General features: G+C 68.1%; 15 protein-coding genes, 1 pseudogene and 1 riboswitch. Of the genes and pseudogenes, 4 read left to right on the top strand and 12 right to left on the bottom strand.

Annotated elements, in window-relative coordinates:
- Positions 1 to 95: 95 nt before the first annotated feature.
- Positions 96 to 1,550 carry an MFS transporter gene (locus ABEU20_RS12710; protein WP_420164781.1) on the top strand — a complete coding sequence of 485 codons (1,455 nt, stop codon included), beginning with the start codon at positions 96 to 98 and terminating at the stop codon, positions 1,548 to 1,550.
- Between the two features lie 28 nt (positions 1,551 to 1,578).
- Positions 1,579 to 2,445, top strand: coding sequence for an NAD(P)-dependent oxidoreductase (locus ABEU20_RS12705; protein ID WP_420164780.1), 867 nt, complete (start codon positions 1,579 to 1,581; stop codon positions 2,443 to 2,445).
- On the opposite strand, the gene ABEU20_RS12700 is transcribed toward ABEU20_RS12705, so the two are convergent.
- From ABEU20_RS12700 to ABEU20_RS12665, 8 genes are all read right to left on the bottom strand, one after another.
- Positions 2,442 to 2,816, bottom strand: coding sequence for a hypothetical protein (locus ABEU20_RS12700; protein ID WP_420164779.1), 375 nt, complete (start codon positions 2,814 to 2,816; stop codon positions 2,442 to 2,444). The genes ABEU20_RS12705 and ABEU20_RS12700 overlap by 4 nt on opposite strands.
- Before the next feature lie 49 nt (positions 2,817 to 2,865).
- Entirely contained in the window at positions 2,866 to 3,717 is an 852-nt protein-coding gene (locus ABEU20_RS12695; RefSeq protein WP_420164778.1) for a siderophore-interacting protein, read from the bottom strand.
- Positions 3,718 to 3,879: 162 nt separating this feature from the next.
- On the bottom strand, positions 3,880 to 5,313 hold the full coding sequence (locus tag ABEU20_RS12690; protein ID WP_420164777.1) for an Ig-like domain repeat protein: 1,434 nt from the start codon (positions 5,311 to 5,313) through the stop codon (positions 3,880 to 3,882).
- A gap of 198 nt (positions 5,314 to 5,511) precedes the next feature.
- Entirely contained in the window at positions 5,512 to 7,773 is a 2,262-nt protein-coding gene (gene metE / locus ABEU20_RS12685; protein ID WP_420164776.1) for a 5-methyltetrahydropteroyltriglutamate--homocysteine S-methyltransferase, read from the bottom strand.
- Between the two features lie 164 nt (positions 7,774 to 7,937).
- Positions 7,938 to 8,115: riboswitch (cobalamin riboswitch) on the bottom strand.
- A gap of 160 nt (positions 8,116 to 8,275) precedes the next feature.
- A complete protein-coding gene (locus tag ABEU20_RS12680) occupies positions 8,276 to 9,889 on the bottom strand; it encodes an ABC transporter substrate-binding protein (RefSeq protein WP_420164775.1) in 1,614 nt (537 codons plus the stop codon).
- A 45-nt stretch (positions 9,890 to 9,934) separates the two neighbouring features.
- Positions 9,935 to 11,047 (bottom strand): DUF7064 domain-containing protein, encoded by a 1,113-nt coding sequence (locus ABEU20_RS12675; protein ID WP_420164774.1) that lies wholly within the window; start codon positions 11,045 to 11,047, stop codon positions 9,935 to 9,937.
- The gene (locus tag ABEU20_RS12670; RefSeq protein WP_420164773.1) at positions 11,032 to 12,177 is read right to left on the bottom strand and encodes a phosphotransferase family protein; all 1,146 of its coding nucleotides are present in this window, start codon (positions 12,175 to 12,177) and stop codon (positions 11,032 to 11,034) included. Before ABEU20_RS12670 ends, ABEU20_RS12675 begins: the two co-directional genes overlap by 16 nt.
- A gap of 68 nt (positions 12,178 to 12,245) precedes the next feature.
- Positions 12,246 to 13,481 carry a cytochrome P450 gene (locus ABEU20_RS12665; protein WP_420164772.1) on the bottom strand — a complete coding sequence of 412 codons (1,236 nt, stop codon included), beginning with the start codon at positions 13,479 to 13,481 and terminating at the stop codon, positions 12,246 to 12,248.
- Positions 13,482 to 13,646: 165 nt separating this feature from the next.
- On the opposite strand from ABEU20_RS12665, the gene ABEU20_RS12660 reads away from it, so the two are divergent.
- Positions 13,647 to 14,285 (top strand): TetR/AcrR family transcriptional regulator, encoded by a 639-nt coding sequence (locus tag ABEU20_RS12660; protein ID WP_420164771.1) that lies wholly within the window; start codon positions 13,647 to 13,649, stop codon positions 14,283 to 14,285.
- A gap of 105 nt (positions 14,286 to 14,390) precedes the next feature.
- Here the strand turns inward: ABEU20_RS12660 and ABEU20_RS12650 are convergent.
- From ABEU20_RS12650 to ABEU20_RS12635, 4 genes and pseudogenes are all read right to left on the bottom strand, one after another.
- Positions 14,391 to 14,483, bottom strand: a pseudogene (locus tag ABEU20_RS12650) (DNA-binding response regulator); the annotation flags it as partial.
- Between the two features lie 10 nt (positions 14,484 to 14,493).
- Complete coding sequence (locus ABEU20_RS12645; RefSeq protein WP_420164770.1) at positions 14,494 to 15,177, bottom strand: nitroreductase; 684 nt, start codon at positions 15,175 to 15,177, stop codon at positions 14,494 to 14,496.
- Between the two features lie 128 nt (positions 15,178 to 15,305).
- Entirely contained in the window at positions 15,306 to 15,791 is a 486-nt protein-coding gene (locus tag ABEU20_RS12640; RefSeq protein WP_420164769.1) for an SRPBCC family protein, read from the bottom strand.
- A 3-nt stretch (positions 15,792 to 15,794) separates the two neighbouring features.
- Positions 15,795 to 16,136, bottom strand: a complete 342-nt coding sequence (locus ABEU20_RS12635) for an ArsR/SmtB family transcription factor (RefSeq protein ID WP_420164768.1) — start codon at positions 16,134 to 16,136, stop codon at positions 15,795 to 15,797.
- A 301-nt stretch (positions 16,137 to 16,437) separates the two neighbouring features.
- Between ABEU20_RS12635 and ABEU20_RS12630 the strand changes: the two genes are divergently transcribed.
- Complete coding sequence (locus tag ABEU20_RS12630) at positions 16,438 to 17,514, top strand: 3-deoxy-7-phosphoheptulonate synthase (RefSeq protein WP_420164767.1); 1,077 nt, start codon at positions 16,438 to 16,440, stop codon at positions 17,512 to 17,514.
- Positions 17,515 to 17,756 lie beyond the last annotated feature (242 nt).

Below are 17,756 nucleotides of genomic sequence, written 5' to 3'. Positions count from 1 at the left end.
CGGCCGACCTTCTTCGATGGAATTGTAGACATACGGTACCCCCCTAGGGTATCAACGATACGTCGATCGATCCGAATACGTTTGGAGGAGAGAACATGTCCAATCACAGTTCCCCGCCGGCCGCGCGTCGCTGGCTGGGTCTCGCCGTCATCGCCGCCGCTCAATTCATGGTCATCATGGACACGTCGATCATCGGCGTCGCGCTGCCGCAGATGCAGGCGGACCTGGGCTTTTCCCAGGAGAATCTGTCGTGGGTGTTCAACGCGTACGTGGTCGCGTTCGGCGGGCTCCTGCTGCTGGGCGGCAAGCTGTCGGACCTGTTCGGCGCTCGGCGGATCTTCACCATCGGGTGGGTGACACTGATCGCCGGTTCGGCGGCCGCGGGGATGGCGTCGGACGTCGGCGTCGAACTCGCCGGTCGCGCGGTGCAGGGCGCGGGCGCCGCGCTGATCGCGCCGTCGGCGCTGACGATGCTGATGATGTTGTTCGGCGGCAACCCTCGCGAACTCACCAAGGCGTTCGCGCTGTACGGCGCAGCCGCACCCGCGGGCGGCACGGCGGGCGTGTTCTTCGGCGGACTGATCACCGAATACGCCAGTTGGCCTTGGGTTTTCTACATCAACATCCCGATCGCCCTGATCATCCTGGCGGTCACGCCGGCGCTGATGCCGACCGGGGGTCTCGCCTCCCGCAGCAGGATCGATCTGCTCGGCGCCGTCACGGTCACCGGCGGCCTGGCGGCGCTGGTGTACGCGATCGTCCAGGCCCCGGAGGTCGGCTGGGGGTCGGCCCGGACGTGGCTCGTCCTCGCCGGTGCGGTCGTACTCCTCGCCGGCTTTGTCGCGCTGCAGGCCGTTCGGCGCGAACCACTGGTGCGGCTCGGCATCTTCCGGGTCCCGAACCTCGGCGCGGCCAACCTCGCCCAGCTGCTCCTGGGAGCGGCGTGGATCCCGATGTGGTTCTTCCTCAATCTGTACCTGCAGCAGGTCCTCGGCTACACCGCATTCCCCAGCGGCGCAGCGCTGCTGCCCATGACGGTGCTCATCATGATCGGCATGGTCGTGCTCGCACCCCGGGCCATCGGCCGGTTCGGCCCCAAGAACATGACCGTCGCCGGGTTGCTGCTCCTCGCGGCCGGCATGGCCTGGCTCTCGTTCGTCCGCCCCGACGGTTCCTTCGTCACCGACGTACTGCCCGCGTCGTTGGTCGCGGCCCTCGGCATGTCGCTCGCGTTCATTCCGACGCTGGGCACCGCGATCTCGTCGGCGCGGCCCGAAGAGGGTGGGCTCGCGTCGGGCATCGTCAACACCAGCTACCAGATCGGCTCGGCGATCGGCCTGGCCGCGATGACCGCCATCGCAGCCGCCTACGGTGCCGACCGGATCGGTGACCCGGCGGCCCTGACCGACGGATTTTCGGCGGCGTTCCTGGGGGCCGCGGTCGTCGCGCTTGTCGGGGCCGGGGCCTCTGCCCTGCTCTTCCGGAAGACGGAGGGGTCGGAGGCCGTTCCCGAACCCGCCGACGGCGTTACAGTGGATCGAACCGTGTGACCGCGTTCCCGACCGCGAGGAGCCTGACGTGGACATCGGATTTCTGGGCATGGGCACGATGGGCCGGCCGATGGCGCGCAATCTCGCCCGGGCAGGCTACGACGTGACGGTGTGGAATCGCAGTCCGGGCAAGGCGGCCGACGTCGTCGACTACGGGGCGTCCGAGGCGTCCGATCTCGCCGACGTGCTGCACCGTTCCGTCGTGTTCAGTTCGCTGGCCGACGATCGTGCCTTCGCGGACTCGGCGCCGTCGCTGCAGGCCGCGAAACCCGGTTCGGTGCACGTCAATCTGGCCACGGTCAGCCCGGCGATGTCCGGCGAGGCCGAGTCGGCGCTGAGCGCGCGTGGCATCTTCTACGTGGCCGCGCCGGTGTTCGGGCGAGCCGAGGTGGCGGAGGCAGGACAACTGACCGTCCTCGCGGCGGGGAACCCGGGCGCGATCGACGGGGTGGCGTCGCTGCTCGACGTGATCGGGCGCCGCACGTGGCGGATCGGTGACGATCCCAAGCAGGCCAACGTCGTGAAGATCCTGGGAAACTACTTGATCGCCAACGCAATCCAGGCGATGGCGGAGGCCACGACGGTGGCCGAGAAGGTCGGCGGCTCACCCGAGTTGCTGATGGAGATCATGAACGACAGCCTGTTTCCCGGTGGCGTCTACGCGGGCTACGGCAAGATGATCGCGCAGCGGCGGTACGAGCCCGCCGGCTTCCGGCTTCCGCTGGGGCTCAAGGATGTCCGGCTCGCACTGGCGCAGGCACACGCCGCGGACGTCGGCTTGCCGTTCGGCAGTGTGCTCGAGGATCTGTTCCTCGATGCACTCGCCCACGGGCAGGCCGACCAGGACTGGTCCGCGATCACCGAGGCCACCCGGCGACGGGCCGGTTTGGCTTAGTCGTCTTCGTCCTCGTCTTCGTTTTCGCCGTTGAGGCGGGTCTCGAGTTCCGCGATCTCTGCGCGGACGGCCTCGACGACCTCGGGGGCGTCCTCCCAGAGCTCACGGAAGTCGGATTCCGGTTCGACCATTTCGGTGAGCAGCTCGATCCCCCGTTCGAGGTGACCGTCGAGGCGCTCGAGATCTCCGGGCCACACCATGCTGTGTCCGAGCACTGCGAGTAGGTAGCAAGCGGCGCGCACCCGATCGTAATCGTCGTCGTATTCGAGGGCGTCGCTGATGTGTGTATCGATGTCGATCCCGGCGAACACGCCTCCGAACCAGTCGGCCGCCGCATCGTTGTGCCACGGCGCACTTCCCCACGCTCCCATGCGTTTCGCCCTTCGTCGCTCTCGGCGGATCCGGCCCGCACGCCGAACCCTATTGAACGCCCACGGCCGCGGCCTGGGCCTCCTGCACGTCGGCCACGTCGTCCGGGGTCGGGGCGGCGTCCTGGGTGAGGTCGCGACGCCAGTACCCGGTGAAGGCGATGGCCTTCTTGTCGATGCCGCGCTCGTTCACGAGGTGTCGGCGGACTTCCCGGACCATGCCGGCCTCGCCCGCGATCCACGCGAAGGCGCGGCCGTCGGGAAGGTCCGAGGCCCGCAGCGCGTCGAGTAGCGCGTCCGGTCCCTGGTCGTCGCGGTGGATCCAGCGCACCCGGATGCCGGCGGAGGTGGCAAGGTCCTGTTCCTCGTCCGCGTTCGCGACCTCGATGTAGGCCGTCGCCCGTGCACCGTCCGGCAGCGCCTCGATATTCGATGCGATCGCCGGGAGCGCGGTCTCGTCGCCGACCAGCAACTGCCAGTCGTATTCGCCGATGGTTGCGTAGTGACTCGGGGACGGCCCCAGCATGCCGAGGATCTGTCCGGGTTGCGCTGACCCGGCCCACGCCGATGCCGGGCCCTCGTCGCCGTGCAGGACGAAGTCGATGTCGATCTCGGCGACGTCGGGGCGGTGGGCGCGGATCGTGTAGGCGCGCAGCCACGGTCGGATGTCGTCGGGCATCGCGAGGTAGGCGCGGTGCCACGTGAGGATGTCGCCGTCCGCGGGGCGCGGCGGGACCTCCGGGGCGTCGTCGGTCCGGGAGAAGAAGAGCTTGACCTGCTGGTCGGGCGAGACCGACACGAAGCGGTGGAGGTCGGCGCCGACGAACGTGATGCGGGCCATGTGCGGCGTGATCAGGCGCGTCGACTTCACCTCGACGAGTTGGAACTCCAGTAACGCGGTCATGGCACTCCTCCCGAGCAGACGGAACTGATTAGGTGAGCCTGCCATAACAAAGGTTTTCATCCCACCCCGGCCTCACGGGGCGGAGATGCAGACCCCGTCAACCGGCGCGAGCCCCCACCGAGATGTGTCTCGGTGGGGGCTCGCGCCGCGTGGATCCTGGGGTCAGAGAGATCCGAAGAGGCCGGACAGTGAGCCGAGTGAACCGCTCGAGGGGCCGTTCCCTCCGTCATCGGGGCCGTTGCCGCCGTCGTCGGGGCCGCCCGGGTTGGACGGCGCGCCGACGGTGACGGTCTTCGTGATGGTGGCCGAGACGCCGTTGCTGGTGGTCTGGGCGGTCAGGGTGTGGGTGCCCTCGGTCGGTGTCCAGGTGCAGCTGGCCGTCCCGTTCGCATCGGCGGTCGCGGTGCAGACGGTATCGCCGCCGTTCTTGATCACCACGTGAGAGTTGGCGTCGGCACCGACGACGGAGATTGTCGCGGGGGTACCCGCAGTCGGCGAGATGGGGTCGACGACGAGGACGGAATTGCCGACCGGCGGAGCCGTGACCGTCACCGTCGCCGGAGCAGAGGCGGGGGACGGGCCGACGGCGTTGGTCGCCACAGCAGTGATGCTCATGGTGCCGACCGTGGTGGTGATGATGTTGCAGTGGAACGACCCGGACTGGTTGGCCGTCGCGGTGCAGGTCTTGTCGCCCGCGGTGACCTTCACGGTCGAGCCGGGTTCGGCGTTACCCGAGACGGTGACCTCGTTGCCCGCGATGACCGATCCGGGGGTGGCGGAGACGTTCGTCGGAGCGGCCGGTGCAGTGGGCGCGGCGGCGATGGTGCCGGTCATCGCGGTCGACGTCGACACGGCGTTGGTGGCGTCGCCGAGGTACTTGGCGGTGATCGAGTAGGCCTCCCCACCCTGGCCGGTTGCGGGCACCCAGGAGTAGACGGCGGTGCCGTTCGCCACGTTGCCGGTGCCGACAACGGCACCGTTGTTGTAGAACTCGACCGATCCGGTCGCGTTGTTCGACACGGTCGCCGTCAGGGTGGAGGCGCGAGTCGCCTGCGGCGCGGGTGCGACCGCGACGGTGGTCTGGGTCGCGTTCTTGGTCACCGACACGGCGGGTCCGGTGTTGGTGTTGGTCGAGCCGAGGCCCTGGTTGGAGTTCACTCCGGCGCCGGTGGTCAGGGCGGTGTCGCGGGCACAGTCCGCGCCGACGGTGTACTGGACGGTGTAGCTGATGTTGCGGTCGACGGCGCTGCGGATCCAGGATCCGTTCATGCTCACCGTGGTCGCGTCGGGGGTGGTGGTTCCGACTCCGTTGCCGTTGACCCGTGAGGAGTTGGGGACGTAGGCCAGGCAGGCGGGGTGGATGTCCTTGAGAGCGCTGATGGTGGGGGCGAGGCCACCGTTCCAGCGGATGTTGTTGGTGACGGTGATCGTCTCACCCGGGGCCGGAGTGCCGTTGCTGATCGTTCGATTGAACGTCCAGTCGCCGGAGTTCGTCGACTTGCTGACCGGTGCCGCCTCGGCGGTGGTGACTCCGAACGCGGCGGCGAAGCCGATGCCGAGCAGTGCGGTGCCGGCGCCCGCTGCGAGTCGTTGCAAGGTGTTTTTCCTCGACACTGTCGAACTCCTTCTCAGATGCCCCGGGCCGCCAGGTGGACAGATGTCCAAGACGGGATTTCGGCCGACGCTACGGCATCGGACTCGGGTACGGACCCGAATTCGCTCGAAATTCGCCCGACGAAGCCCTCGAACTGGGGCGAAGTCCGGTGTCCCGGCCGGGACACCGGACTCGTTCTCCTAGAGTTCGGCCCGCACCGCGTGCGCGGCCTCGACGAGGTGGCGCAGCGACGCCTCGACCTCGACCGGGCCGCGCGTCTTGAGCCCGCAGTCCGGGTTGACCCAGAGGCGCTCGGACGGAACGGCCTTCAGCGCGGCGCGCAGCGACGCGGCGATCTCGTCGACGGACGGCACCCGCGGTGAGTGGATGTCGTAGACACCCGGCCCGACGCCCAGGTCGAAGCCGACCGCGTTGAGATCGTCGAGCACCTCCATGTGCGAGCGGGCCGCCTCGATCGACGTCACGTCGGCATCGAGGCCCGCGATGGCCCCGATCACCTCACCGAACTCGGAGTAGCAGAGGTGCGTGTGGATCGCGGTCGTGTCGGCGATGCCCGCCGTCGACAGCCGGAAGGCTCCGACGGCCCAGTCCAGGTAGGCCGGCTGGTCGGCGGCGCGCAACGGCAGCAACTCGCGCAGCGCGGGCTCGTCCACCTGGACGACCTTCGCGCCGGACGCCTCCAGATCGATCGTCTCGTCACGGATCGCGAGGGCGATCTGGTCGGCGGACTCGGCGAGCGGCTGGTCGTCGCGCACGAACGACCACGCCAGGATCGTCACCGGGCCGGTGAGCATGCCTTTGACGGGTTTGTCGGTGAGTGACTGTGCGTACGTGAACCATTCGACGGTCATCGGCTCGGGGCGGCGCACGTCGCCGAACAGGATCGGCGGCCGGACGCAGCGGCTGCCGTACGACTGCACCCAGCCGTTCGCGGTGGCGAAGAAGCCGTCGAGCTGCTCGGCGAAGTACTGCACCATGTCGTTGCGTTCGGGTTCGCCGTGGACCAGGACGTCCAGGCCCAGCTTCTCCTGCAGCGCAATCACGTCGGCCACCTCGGCCCGCATGCGGCGGACGTACTCGGCCTGATCGATCTCGCCCGTGCGCAGCGCCGCGCGGGCCACCCGGATCGCGGTGGTCTGCGGGTACGAGCCGATCGTGGTGGTCGGCAACTGCGGCAGCGGCAGCTCACTCGCCTGGACGGCACGACGGTCCGCCGCCGCGATACGGGTGCGGTCGGCATCCGTCAGGGCGGCGAGGCGATCGCGGATCGCGTCGTCGTGCAGTCGCGGATCGGCGGCGCGGGTGGCGGCCGCCGCACGCGCCTCGGACAGTTCGGCGGCGATCGCGTCGCGTCCCGAACGTAGGCCGGTCGCGAGAGTGGCGACTTCGCCGATCTTCTCGGAACCGAATGCCAGCCACGACCGCAGGGCGCCGTCCAACGCGTCCTCGCCGTCGAGCGTGTAAGGCACGTGCAGCAGTGAACACGACGTGGACACCGCCACCGAACCCGCACGCTCACGCAGGGTTTCGAGTGTGGCGAGTGACCCGTCCAGCCCGTTGCGCCAGACGTTGCGTCCGTCGACGACGCCGGCGACAAGGTGCTTGCGTTCGATATCCGGCGTCGCGATCACCGCGTCGAGGGAGCCGGCGACGAGGTCGACGGCGATGCCCTCGATGCCGGTCGAGGTGAGCACCGGCAGCGCCGCACCGAGGTCACCGAAGTACGACGCGACGAGGATCGCGGGACGGTGGTCGAGCGCGGCGAGGCGGTCGTACACCGACCGCGTCGCGGCCAGCTCGGCGTCGGTCCGGTCCGCCACCAGCGCCGGCTCGTCGATCTGCACCCACTCGGCGCCCGCGTCCGCGAGGCGGCTCAGCAGATCCGCGTACAGCGGCACGATCTCGTCCAGGCGATCTAGCGCGGAGCCGTCGTCGAACTTCGACAGCAGTAGGAAGGTGACCGGTCCGATGACCACCGGGCGGGCCGGAACACCGAGGGCGCGGGCCTCGGCGACCTCCCCGAGCACCTTGGCCGCGTTCAGCACGAAACTGGTCGCGGCGGTGATCTCGGGGACCAGGTAGTGGTAGTTGGTGTCGAACCACTTCGTCATCTCGAGCGGCGGCACGGTGTCGGTGCCGCGCGCGGCCGCGAAGTAGCGGTCCAGTTCGTCGTCGATCCCCGCGACCCGCTCGGGCAGCGCGCCCAACATGACGGCGGTGTCGAGCATCTGGTCGTAGTACGAGAAGGTGCCCACCGGGACGGAGTCGATCCCGGCCGAGGTCAGTTCGGCCCAGGCCTGTCGGCGCAGATCCTTGCCGACCGCCTCGAGTGCGGCGGCGTCGAGGTTCCCCGCCCAATAGGCCTCGACGGCCCTCTTCAGCTCGCGGCGGGGCCCGATGCGCGGGGAGCCCAGCACGGTTGCGGTGAAAGCGAATGTCACGTCGTTCTCCAGTTGCTCACAGCGTGGATGGTCACCGCCGGCAGACGAGAACGTAAGCGAGCCCTGGGTGCACCCGCCAGCGGGCAGCACGAAGTGCCGAGCATCGCCCATCTCGCCTTTTCCACGAGGCGGTGGACCGTCGGGCACGGCGTGCCCGACACAGTCGGCAGGTCTTCGGACTCGCGGGCGCTCGGCCGGGAATCGACCCGGCGAAACCTACTGGCCGTCGCTTCCCGGACCTGTCGGTCCAGTGCTCATGACGGCGGTCGTTCCCACTCACCGCTGCGGGACAGTCCCGGATTTCCACCGGGTTCCCTCTCACATCCGCCGGTCTGACGACCACGGATGCTTCGACGCCGGCGGCGGTCTTCGGGGCTCCTCACGACCGCACCCGGCGAACCAGCTGCACCGTCCAGCATAGGCCCTCGGAAACGACGATCGGGCGGACCCCGTGGTGGAGTCCGCCCGATCGAGGATCGAGTAGCGGAATGTGCGGTTGGTGCTACGACGCCGAATCCGGAGTGAGCCAGGCGTTTCCGAACAGCAGCACGCCGTCGGCGCTGGGCGTGATGCCGTGCGCGTTCTTGCTCCACGGGATGAAGTACTTACCGGCGCCGAGGACCATCATCGGGTTGGTCTCGTTCACGAGTGTCTGGATGTCCTCGAGGACCTGACGGCGGGCGTCGTCGCTCGACGCGGACTGCAGCTTGCCGAGGAGGGCGTCCATCTCGGGGTTCTGGTAGCCCAGGACATTGGAGGCCGACGTGCTCGCCAGGTTGCCGTACATCCGCATGAAAGGCGACTCGTCGAGGACGTTGAACGCCGACTCGCCCAGATCGAAATCGTGCTTGGCGTACATCATCTTGACCAGGTCGTTGATGCCGCTGTTGTAGACGATGTCGACGGTGAACCCGACCGCCTGCAGCATCGACTGGATCGCGAGTGCCCGGCGTTGCGCGCCCGGTTCGTTGAGGCCCGCGTAGGTGAGCTTGCCGTCGTAGCCGTCGGCCTTGGCCTCGGCCAGGACCTTCTTCGCGGTGTCCGGGTCGAACGTGGAGCCGGACACGTCTCCGTGCCACTGCGACCAGGACTGGAACATGTCGGTGCCCGGCATGCCGAAGCCGCCCTCGCCGCGCTCGTTGAACGTTTCGGGGTTCAGTGCCTTGACGATCGCCTCACGCACCCGCGGATCCGACGCCGCGCGTCCCTCGCGCTGGTTCAGTACCTGCACACCACCCATGCTGGCGGTGTAGACGTAGCCGACGTCCCCGGCCTCGAGTGCGTCGTGCACGGTGTCCGCAGCACGCAGGTACGCGGCCTGGATGCCGCCGCTGTGCAACGCGTCGAGCTTGGCCTGCTCGCCGACGATGGCCGGGAACCGCAACTTGTCCAGGTTCGGCTTGCCGTCCCAGTAGCCCGGATTGGCGGCCAGCACCAGTTCGTTCTGGGAGGCGAACTTCTCGACCGTGAACGGTCCGGCGCCGATCGGGGTGAAGGTGCCCTTCGCCATCGACGAGGGCGCCACGATCATGCCCGGCCCGGTCGTGAACATGATCGGGAACTCGTTCCACGGCTGCTTCAGGGTGAACACGACCGTCGACGGGTCGGGCGACTCGACCTTGTCGACCGTCACCTTCCACACCTGCGTGTGGGTGCCCTTCTTCTCGAGGTAGTGGTCGATGCTCCATTGCACCGCCGCCGCGTCGAGCACGGTGCCGTCGGTGAACGCCACCCCGTCGCGCAGCTTCAGGGTCCAGACGGTGTTGTCCCCGTTGGGCGTCAGCGACTGTGCCAGGTGCGGCTGGTACTCCTTGGACGCGGTGTCGTAGCGCACGAGGACGTCGTAGATGGCCGCCATCTCGGTGCCGCCGGTCGCGCCGCCGTCCTGCCGGTCGGCCGGATCCAGGCTGCTCACCGCGTTGTACGTCGCGTACGACAGCGTGCCGCCGGAGACCGGGTCGCCCCCGTCGGACTGCTCGCCGACCAGGCCCGTCGTGACATCGGAGGCGTCGGTCGCCGAGGTCGAACCCTCGCCTGCGCATCCGGCCACCAGGACCGTCGCGGCGGCCAACGCTGTGAACACCCTGCCGCACCGAACAAGTGACGATCGTGTCATTCGATCCTTCTTCCGTTCCGAGACTGCGTGATTGGGAAACGATTCCTACGGCGCCATCGCGCGTCCGTCGCGGAATCCGGACGGGTCGTGACGGCCGGCGACGCCGTGCTCGAACATGCCCCAGCCCTCGTCGCCGTTGCACGTCGCGCGGGCGATGTGCTCGACTGTGCCGTGCGGAATCCGCGGTGCCAGTGCGGGATCGGTCAGATCGTAGAGCGAGGACGAGCTCCAGCCGCGGCCCCGCCACTGCCCGTGATTCCACTCCGGGTCACTGCCGTATCCCGATCCGATCTGCAAGACGACGAATCCGAGCGGATCGATGTCGACCACGAGAGGCTCGCCGGTTGCGGTGGTGAGGTGGATCCGGATCGATTCGGGGGTGCGGGTACCGCTGCGGTAGTCGATCTCGAAACGCGGCCAGCCGAGCTGCTCGACGCGGCCGTCCGTGAACGTCCGGGTCGCGTGGTTCAGTGTCCGATGCCCGTCCGGCCCCTCCTGCGCGATGAGCATCAATGCGTAGTCGTCGAACCGCAGCGGGACGTACGCCCACCAGAATCCACCGACCGGTTCGTCCGCCATCCTGCCCAGCGGTTCGCGTTCGCCCACGGGGCGGATCCCCCACGACCGGTCCCTGCTGCCGGTCCACACCGCAGGGTCGACGGCGAAGTCGGTGCCGTCGACGCTCAGGGTTCCGGACCAACTTCCGACCTGGGCGAAGCGGCTCGCGTCGAGCGACGGCCGGGGGCCGGCCATGAGCTCGTGGTGCTCTTCGAGGACCGACGGGAACGCGCCTTCCCACACCAGGTCCGCCGACAGATCGGGATGATCGCAGATCAGCCGGACGGTCTGCAGCGGCTTGACGACCTCGAGGCGGTACCCGCCCACTTCGACGTCCAGGGAGCGGGCGTCGAGAGCATCCGAGAACCGCACCGACCGCTGGATCTCGCCGCGCCTCACGGTGACGAATGCGTCGCGCACGCCGAGGTTCGGGTACACGCCGAACCCGCTGACGAGGAAGATGTCGCCCGTGCGGTCGTGGCCGTTGAAGTAGTAGCGGTCGTAGAAGTTGCGGTCGCTGCTGGCGACGCGCGCCATCGACAGCGGTGACTGATGAATGGGGAACTCGTCGAGCGGATCCGGGTTCACTTTGCCTCCCATGAATATTCGCCGTCGATCATCCGGCGGAGCGTGTGGTGGTGCAGGATGTACTCGTCGGGGTCCGACGGTGCCGCGCTGTCGCCGAAATGGATGGAGCGGCGTTTGATCCGGGACATGATGATGCCGTGGCGGACCGCCGCGTAGACGAGGTAGAAGTCGAGATCGTGCAGTTCCACACCGGTCGATTCCTCGTATCGAGCGACGACGTCCGCGCGGCGGAACAGGTGCGGGAGACCCGGCTGGTCGAACTGTTCCGCCATGTCCTGGAACATCCGGTGGAAGAAGATGAACCAACCGACGTCCACCTCACGCGGAGCAAGTGCGGCGAGCTCCCAGTCGAGGACGGCGGCGGGCGCGAAGTCTCGATACATGATGTTGCCGATGCGAGAGTCTCCCCAGCACAGCACGGGCTCCGACGGGGCGTCCGGCCAGTGTTCCTCGAGCCAGTCGAACCCCCGCTCCAGCAGTGGGATCCGCAGCCCGTCCTCGCGGCGCGTCCACTCGTAGTACGCGCGCTCGTTGTCGACGTGCGTGCGCAGAGCGTCGTCGGCTGCGCCGCGCCCGAGCTCCGGCAGCAGCGAGTCCGGGTCGGGAATCGAGTGGATTCCCGCCAGCACGTCGACCGAACCGCGTTGCAGGGCATCCCTTTGCGTCGGGGTGGCCTCGTGCAACCAGCCGCCGAACACGTACGGGGGATTGTCGACCGGGACCACACCCTCGACGCGGTCCATCACGACGAACGGTTGCCCCAGGATGTCGGACGACGATTCGATCCACCGCACACGGGGCACCGGTACCGTGCTGTGGGCGGCGACGACGCGCATGACGGCGGCTTGACGTTCCAGGTCGTATCCCGGGAACACGGGTAGCGCGGTGGATTCGGGGGCCAGCCGGGCGACGAGATCGGCATGGTGGCGGGCCCCGTGTTCGTCCCACTCGACGGTGAACAGCACCGAGATGCTCGACATGCCGGACTCCGTCGGCATGCGCAGATCGGCGACCCGGGCGGTCGACGTCGCGAGCCGGGCCCGAATCCAGCCCTCGAGGCTGCGGTGCAGTGTCGCGATGTCGGTGGCGGTGGTCGTGACGTCCGTGTTCACTCCACTCGGCACAACTGAGCGGGCAGTCATTCGTCTTCCTTCTGCCGTGGTGGGCAACAGTGGGCAACAGTCGGTGGGCAGGACTCAACGGGCAAGACTCAGTGGGCGACCGGGCAGGTTCCGTAGTCGACCGGGAGCACCTTGATGCTGTTGAGCCATGCCGAACGCATGCGGGTGGGCGGACCGAGGATGGTGATGTCGGGGAGTTGATCGGCGATCGCGTCGAACATCAACTCCACCTCGAGTCGCGCGAGGTTGGCCCCGAGGCAGTAGTGCGCCCCGGTACCACCGAAGGCCAGATGCGGGTTGGGGGATCGCATGATGTCGAATCGGCGCGGTTCCTCGAAGACGGTTTCGTCGTAGTTCGCGGACGCGTACAGCATCACCACCCGATCGCCCTTCCGCACGGTGCGGCCGCCGAGTTCGGTGTCGCGGGTCGCGGTCCGCTGGAACGACAGCACGGGGCTGGCCCAGCGGATGATCTCGTCGACGGCGGTCGACGGCCGCTCACGCTTGTACAGCTCCCACTGTTCGGGGTTGTCCAGAAATGCCATCAGCCCGTGGGTGATCGAGTTCCGCGTGGTCTCGCTGCCCGCCACCACCAGCAGAATCACGAAGTACGCGAACTCCTCCGGGGTGAGAGCGCCGTCCTCGACCTGCGCCCGGACCAGCTTGGTGACGATGTCGTCGGCCGGACGTTCGCGACGCTCCGTGGCCAGGGCGTACGCGTACCCCGCGATCTCGCCGACCGCGACGAGGGGGTCGCCATGGGCGTCGGGATCGTCCCGGCCGGTCATTTGGTTGGACCAGTCGAAGAGTTTGCGGCGGTCCTCCTGCGGCACACCGAGAAGATCGGCGATCGCCTGCAGCGGCAGCTCACACGCCGCCTCCTCGACGAAGTTGCCGCGGCCCAGGCCGGCCGCGGTCCGGGCGATGTCCTGGGCCCGTGCGGCCAGCGCCGCGCGCAGTCCGTTGACCGCTCGAGGCGTGAACCCGCGCGTGACGATGCGCCGGAGTGCCGAGTGCTCGGGTTCGTCCTTGTTGAGCATGGTGGCTCGTTGGGCTTCGATCTGCGCCCGGGGCGCGTCGTCCGCGTTGCGCACCATGACGGTGTTCTCCCATGAGGAGAACACGTCGTTTCGTCGCGAGACGTCCTGTACGAGTTCGTGCGTCGACACCACCCAGAAGCCCTCGTCGTCGTAGCCCGCGACCCCGCGGCGCTGCGGATTCCACCAGATCGGTGCGGTGCGCCGCAGTTCTGCGAAGAGGTCGTGAGGAATTCCGTCCTCGAACGTCGAAGCGTCGGTGACGTCGATTCCTTCGGGTACAGCCATGGGAATTCCCTCCGCGCGTTGGGATTCGGGAGTCCTGACATCGGACAGTGTCCAGCTCGACGCGAGGCGTCCGTGGAGCCTCGAGTCGTGAAGAAGGAAACAGTTAACGAGGGTCGTTAATAGTGATGCGGAACACATTAACCATGTTTGTTAGGCTGTCAAGCCATGATTCCGAATCTTCCTGCAAGGGAGCGATTGCTGCGGGCGGGCGAGTACCTGTTCGCGCGCGAAGGAATTGCGCGAGCGCGGATCCGCGACCTCAACGCGATGGCCGAGGTGCGAAACGACTCGGCCGTCCACTACTACTTCGGCTCCCGCGAGGGACTGCTCGAGGCGATCGTGGTCGGGCACATGACCGACGTCAGCGCTCGGATGGACGAACTCGTCGAGCGGTTGTGCATCGGGCGGGAGCCTTCGCGGGAGGCGCTGCGCGATGCCATCGCCGCGATGACGATTCCCCTGGCGGAAAAGCTCCTCGACGAACGAGGACGGGACTTCGTGCAGATCATGGACGAGGTCTACGACCGGCGCGGCGGTCTCGCGGACGCCCGGTACTCGCCGGCGAGCGCGGTGGCGAAGGATGTCGTCCGGCAGTCCATGGCGGGGATGAGCGAGGCGCTGCGGGAGGAACGGATCCGGTTGACGACCAACTTCATCGTCTCGGCGCTGGCGTCGCGGGCCCGCGCGTTCGACAGTGGCGGCGAACTTCCGCTCGATCACGACACCTTCGTCATCAACCTGATCGAGATGGGCACCCTCGGTTCGCTGGCCGAACTGCCGGACCGGCCGCTGAGTTCGTTCTAGAGCCAGCCGTTCGACTCCGCGATCCGTACGGCCTCGGCGCGGTTCGTCGCCCCGGTCTTGCCGATCGCCGACGACAGGTGGTTGCGCGCCGTGCCCCACCACCACCACCACCTCGTCGCCGCGGCCGACCTCCGCCACCACCTCGAGGTCGGTTTCGAGATCGAGCGGCGCGGCGAGTGCGCCGCGAACATCGGTCAGGGGCGGTGGCTCAGGACACCCAGGTGGCGACGGTGCCGATGTCGGCGCGCGTGGTGCGGAACCCGTTCGCGGGATGGGATTCGTCGGCGTAGCCGAACGATATGGCGCACACCACCTTCCGGTCCTCGGGCAGGTCGAAGAAGCTGCGCAGGTACGCGGCGCTGCCGGCCAGTGCCGCCTGCGGGATGGCCGCGACGCCGAGGCTCTGGGCGGCGAGCAGGAAGGTGTTGACGTAGAGGCCGCAGTCCACCGCGCCGTATACGCCGAGCGCGGCATCGGTGGTGATGATCGCGACGTGGGGAGCGCCGAACAGGTCGAAGTTCTTCATCGTCTGCTGGGCCGACGCCTGTCGGTCGCCGGGCGCGATGCCGACGCTCGCGTACAACTGCATCGCGCATTCCTTGCGACGCTCCTGGTAGGCGCCCCGGTACTCGGTGGGGAACGGGAAGTCGGGCTCGTGTGGGGAGGTGCGCACGGCCTCGCCGAGTCCCTTCCGGAAGCGCTCGGTGCCCTCGCCCTCGGTGATCGCGACCTGCCAGGGCTGGGTGTTGCACCAGGACGGCGTGCGCTGCGCCGTCTCGAGGATCTGCTCGATGGTCGAGCGCGGAACGGGATCCGGCAGGAAGGCACGGCAACTGTTCCGGGTATCGAGGAGGGAGCGGAGATCGGCACTGGGGTTGGGCGATTGGGGCATGTCGGCACTCCTGACGGCGGGCGGGCTGGGGCGGCGCCCGTCGCGCGGGTGTCGCGCGTCACACGTTATAGAATTGATTTCAGTTCCACTAGAGGTGAGACGCGCGACCTCCTCGTCGAGCCGTGCGGTCAGGGCGCGAGAAGCACGTCGATCTGGTTGATCGCCGACGTCGCCCCCTCGATCACTCCCATGTCCAGCACCTGCTGCAGGCCCTCCGCGGTCTCGTAGGTGCTCGTGTACGTGGCCCGCGTGCCGCCGTCGTGCTCGGTGAAGGTGTAGACGTTCTGCGACACCGGCAGTTCGGGATTGGGAGTGAAGTCCTCGTCGGCGAAGCCGTCGGCGAACGCGAAGCTCCGCGGTTCGTCGACCGTCGAGATCTCCCAGTAGCCGGCGAACTTCTCGCCGTCCGGGCCGGTCATGTAATAGGTGACCCGTCCACCGGGTTCGAGCGCGTGGTCCACGACCGTTGCGGGGTAGGTCGGTGGGCCCCACACCTTCTCTAGCTGGCGCGGGTCGGCGTAGACCTGCCAGATCCGCGCCACCGGCGCCGCGAAGTCGGCGGTGATCGTCAGGGTGCGGGTCTCGAGATCGTGCGTGACATCGGTGACAGGCATTGCTCAGTCCTCCTTGGTCGAGTCGAGTGCGATGAGCTCGTCGATACGTGCGATGCGCCCGCGCCACACCTGCTCCAGCTCGGTGAGCAGGGATGACACCGAGCGCACCGCGGCCACGTCGCCGCTGGCCAGCTGTTCCCGGCCGCTGCGCCGCTTGGTGAGCAGGCCGGCGTTCTCCAGCACCGCGACGTGCTTCTGAACGGCGGCGAAGCTCATGTCGTACTTCTCCGCGAGTGCGGAGACCGAGTGCTCCCCGGCCAACACGCGGCGCATGATGTCGCGCCTGGTGCGGTCGGCGAGCGCGTGGAACAGGGCGTCCGCCCGGTCCTCGTCGTCTCCGTTCACGGTTCCAACGTACAACCAAATGGTTGTATGTCAAGTGTCGGAGGCGTCGGTTCGGCGGCGGCCCGGTCTTCCGATCGGTGTGACGGTGGTCTCGTTCGGAGGGGCGCTGCTGCGTGAGCGTGCAGCCCGCGCTACTCTGGTCGGCGTGTCAGCGACCTATTTCTGGTTTAGCAGGCCGGCCCCGGGTGGGTCGGTCGGCGTAACCACGCGCTGACAATCCACCCCAGAGCCGGATGACAGACCGGCTCACTGGGATTCTTCAGTCTTCGAGGGTCGGCCTGAGAACAGGAAACCGAACCCCATGACTGTTATCGCGAACGATCAGCGCCTCGACGATCAGCGCACCGTCAGCATCAGCCCGTTGGTGGCGCCGTCCGTCGTGCGTGCGGAACACACACCCGACGACGTGGCCGCTGCCACCGTGCGTTCGGGGCGTGCCGACACCGTCAACATTCTCAATGGCGACGACGACCGTCTGGTCGTCGTGGTCGGACCGTGCTCGGTGCACGACCCCGAGGCCGCGATGGACTACGCGCGCCGTTTGGCCGCCAAGGCCGAGGAACTGCGCGACGACCTGCAGATCGTCATGCGTGTCTACTTCGAGAAGCCGCGCACGACGTTGGGTTGGAAGGGGCTGCTCAACGATCCGCACCTGGACGGCACCTACGACATCAACACCGGACTGCGGATGGGTCGCAAGCTGCTGCTCGACATCTCCCGTCTCGGTCTGCCGGTCGGTTGCGAGTTCCTCGATCCGATCATCCCGCAGTACATCGCCGACCTCGTCACGTACGGCGCAATCGGCGCCCGCACCGCCGCCAGCCAGGTCCACCGTCAGCTGTGCAGTGCGCTGTCCATGCCGGTCGGCATCAAGAACTCCACCGAGGGCGACGTCCAGGTGGCCGTCGACGGCACGCGCGCTGCCGCGGCCAGTCACGTGTTCCCCGGAACCGACCTCGAGGGCCAGGCGGCGCTGATCCACACCGTCGGCAACCCGGACTGCCACGTGATCCTGCGCGGCGGCACCGACGGGCCGAACTACGACGCCGAGACCGTCGCCGACACCCTTGCGCGGCTTGCGAAGTCGGGCCTGCCGGAGCGGGTCGTCGTCGATGCGAGTCACGGCAACAGCCGCAAGGACCACAACAAGCAGGTCGACGTGGTCACCGACATCGCCGAGCGCATCGAGGCCGGCGAGAAGGGCGTCGTCGGCATCATGCTCGAGAGCTTCATCGAGGCCGGACGCCAGGACCTGACGCTGGGCCACGCGGACGAGCTGACCTACGGCCAGTCCATCACCGACGCGTGCATCGACTGGAGCACCACCGCCGCAACGCTCGATCGTCTCGCCGCCGCGGTCGCCGCTCGCCGCGGCTGAGGCCGTCGTCGGCAGACGGGGCGCGCCGCCACCTCCCGGGGGGCGCGCCCCGTCGGCGCCGCACATGCACGTCGGTACGTCGTCGAAGGTGGTGCCACCGGCTGGCTGTACCGGCGATCCGGTGACCCGGACGGTCGATCTGAAGCAACGGCGACGTTCCCGATGTGGACTTCACGCTCACCGCGTAGTCGTCGGGGCGCATTCGTCTCCGTCCTACCCCAACCTGTCGGTGGCCCGCAGTA

Origin of the sequence: Rhodococcus parequi (assembly GCF_046042785.1) — a bacterium.
GTDB classification, from domain to species: Bacteria; Actinomycetota; Actinomycetes; order Mycobacteriales; family Mycobacteriaceae; genus Prescottella; species Prescottella parequi.
The sequence above is the reverse complement of the archived record's forward strand: the minus strand, read 5'-3'. Positions and strand labels throughout refer to the sequence as shown.

Excerpts from the sequence above, each read along its gene's own strand:
- ABEU20_RS12710 (WP_420164781.1), top strand. The coding sequence starts at position 96 with ATGTCCAATCACAGTTCCCCGCCGGCCGCGCGTCGCTGGCTGGGTCTC.
- ABEU20_RS12700 (WP_420164779.1), bottom strand. The coding sequence starts at position 2,816 with ATGGGAGCGTGGGGAAGTGCGCCGTGGCACAACGATGCGGCGGCCGAC.
- ABEU20_RS12695 (WP_420164778.1), bottom strand. The coding sequence starts at position 3,717 with ATGACCGCGTTACTGGAGTTCCAACTCGTCGAGGTGAAGTCGACGCGC.
- ABEU20_RS12680 (WP_420164775.1), bottom strand. The coding sequence starts at position 9,889 with ATGACACGATCGTCACTTGTTCGGTGCGGCAGGGTGTTCACAGCGTTG.
- ABEU20_RS12675 (WP_420164774.1), bottom strand. The coding sequence starts at position 11,047 with ATGGGAGGCAAAGTGAACCCGGATCCGCTCGACGAGTTCCCCATTCAT.
- ABEU20_RS12670 (WP_420164773.1), bottom strand. The coding sequence starts at position 12,177 with ATGACTGCCCGCTCAGTTGTGCCGAGTGGAGTGAACACGGACGTCACG.
- ABEU20_RS12665 (WP_420164772.1), bottom strand. The coding sequence starts at position 13,481 with ATGGCTGTACCCGAAGGAATCGACGTCACCGACGCTTCGACGTTCGAG.
- ABEU20_RS12660 (WP_420164771.1), top strand. The coding sequence starts at position 13,647 with ATGATTCCGAATCTTCCTGCAAGGGAGCGATTGCTGCGGGCGGGCGAG.
- ABEU20_RS12645 (WP_420164770.1), bottom strand. The coding sequence starts at position 15,177 with ATGCCCCAATCGCCCAACCCCAGTGCCGATCTCCGCTCCCTCCTCGAT.
- ABEU20_RS12640 (WP_420164769.1), bottom strand. The coding sequence starts at position 15,791 with ATGCCTGTCACCGATGTCACGCACGATCTCGAGACCCGCACCCTGACG.
- ABEU20_RS12630 (WP_420164767.1), top strand. The coding sequence starts at position 16,438 with ATGACTGTTATCGCGAACGATCAGCGCCTCGACGATCAGCGCACCGTC.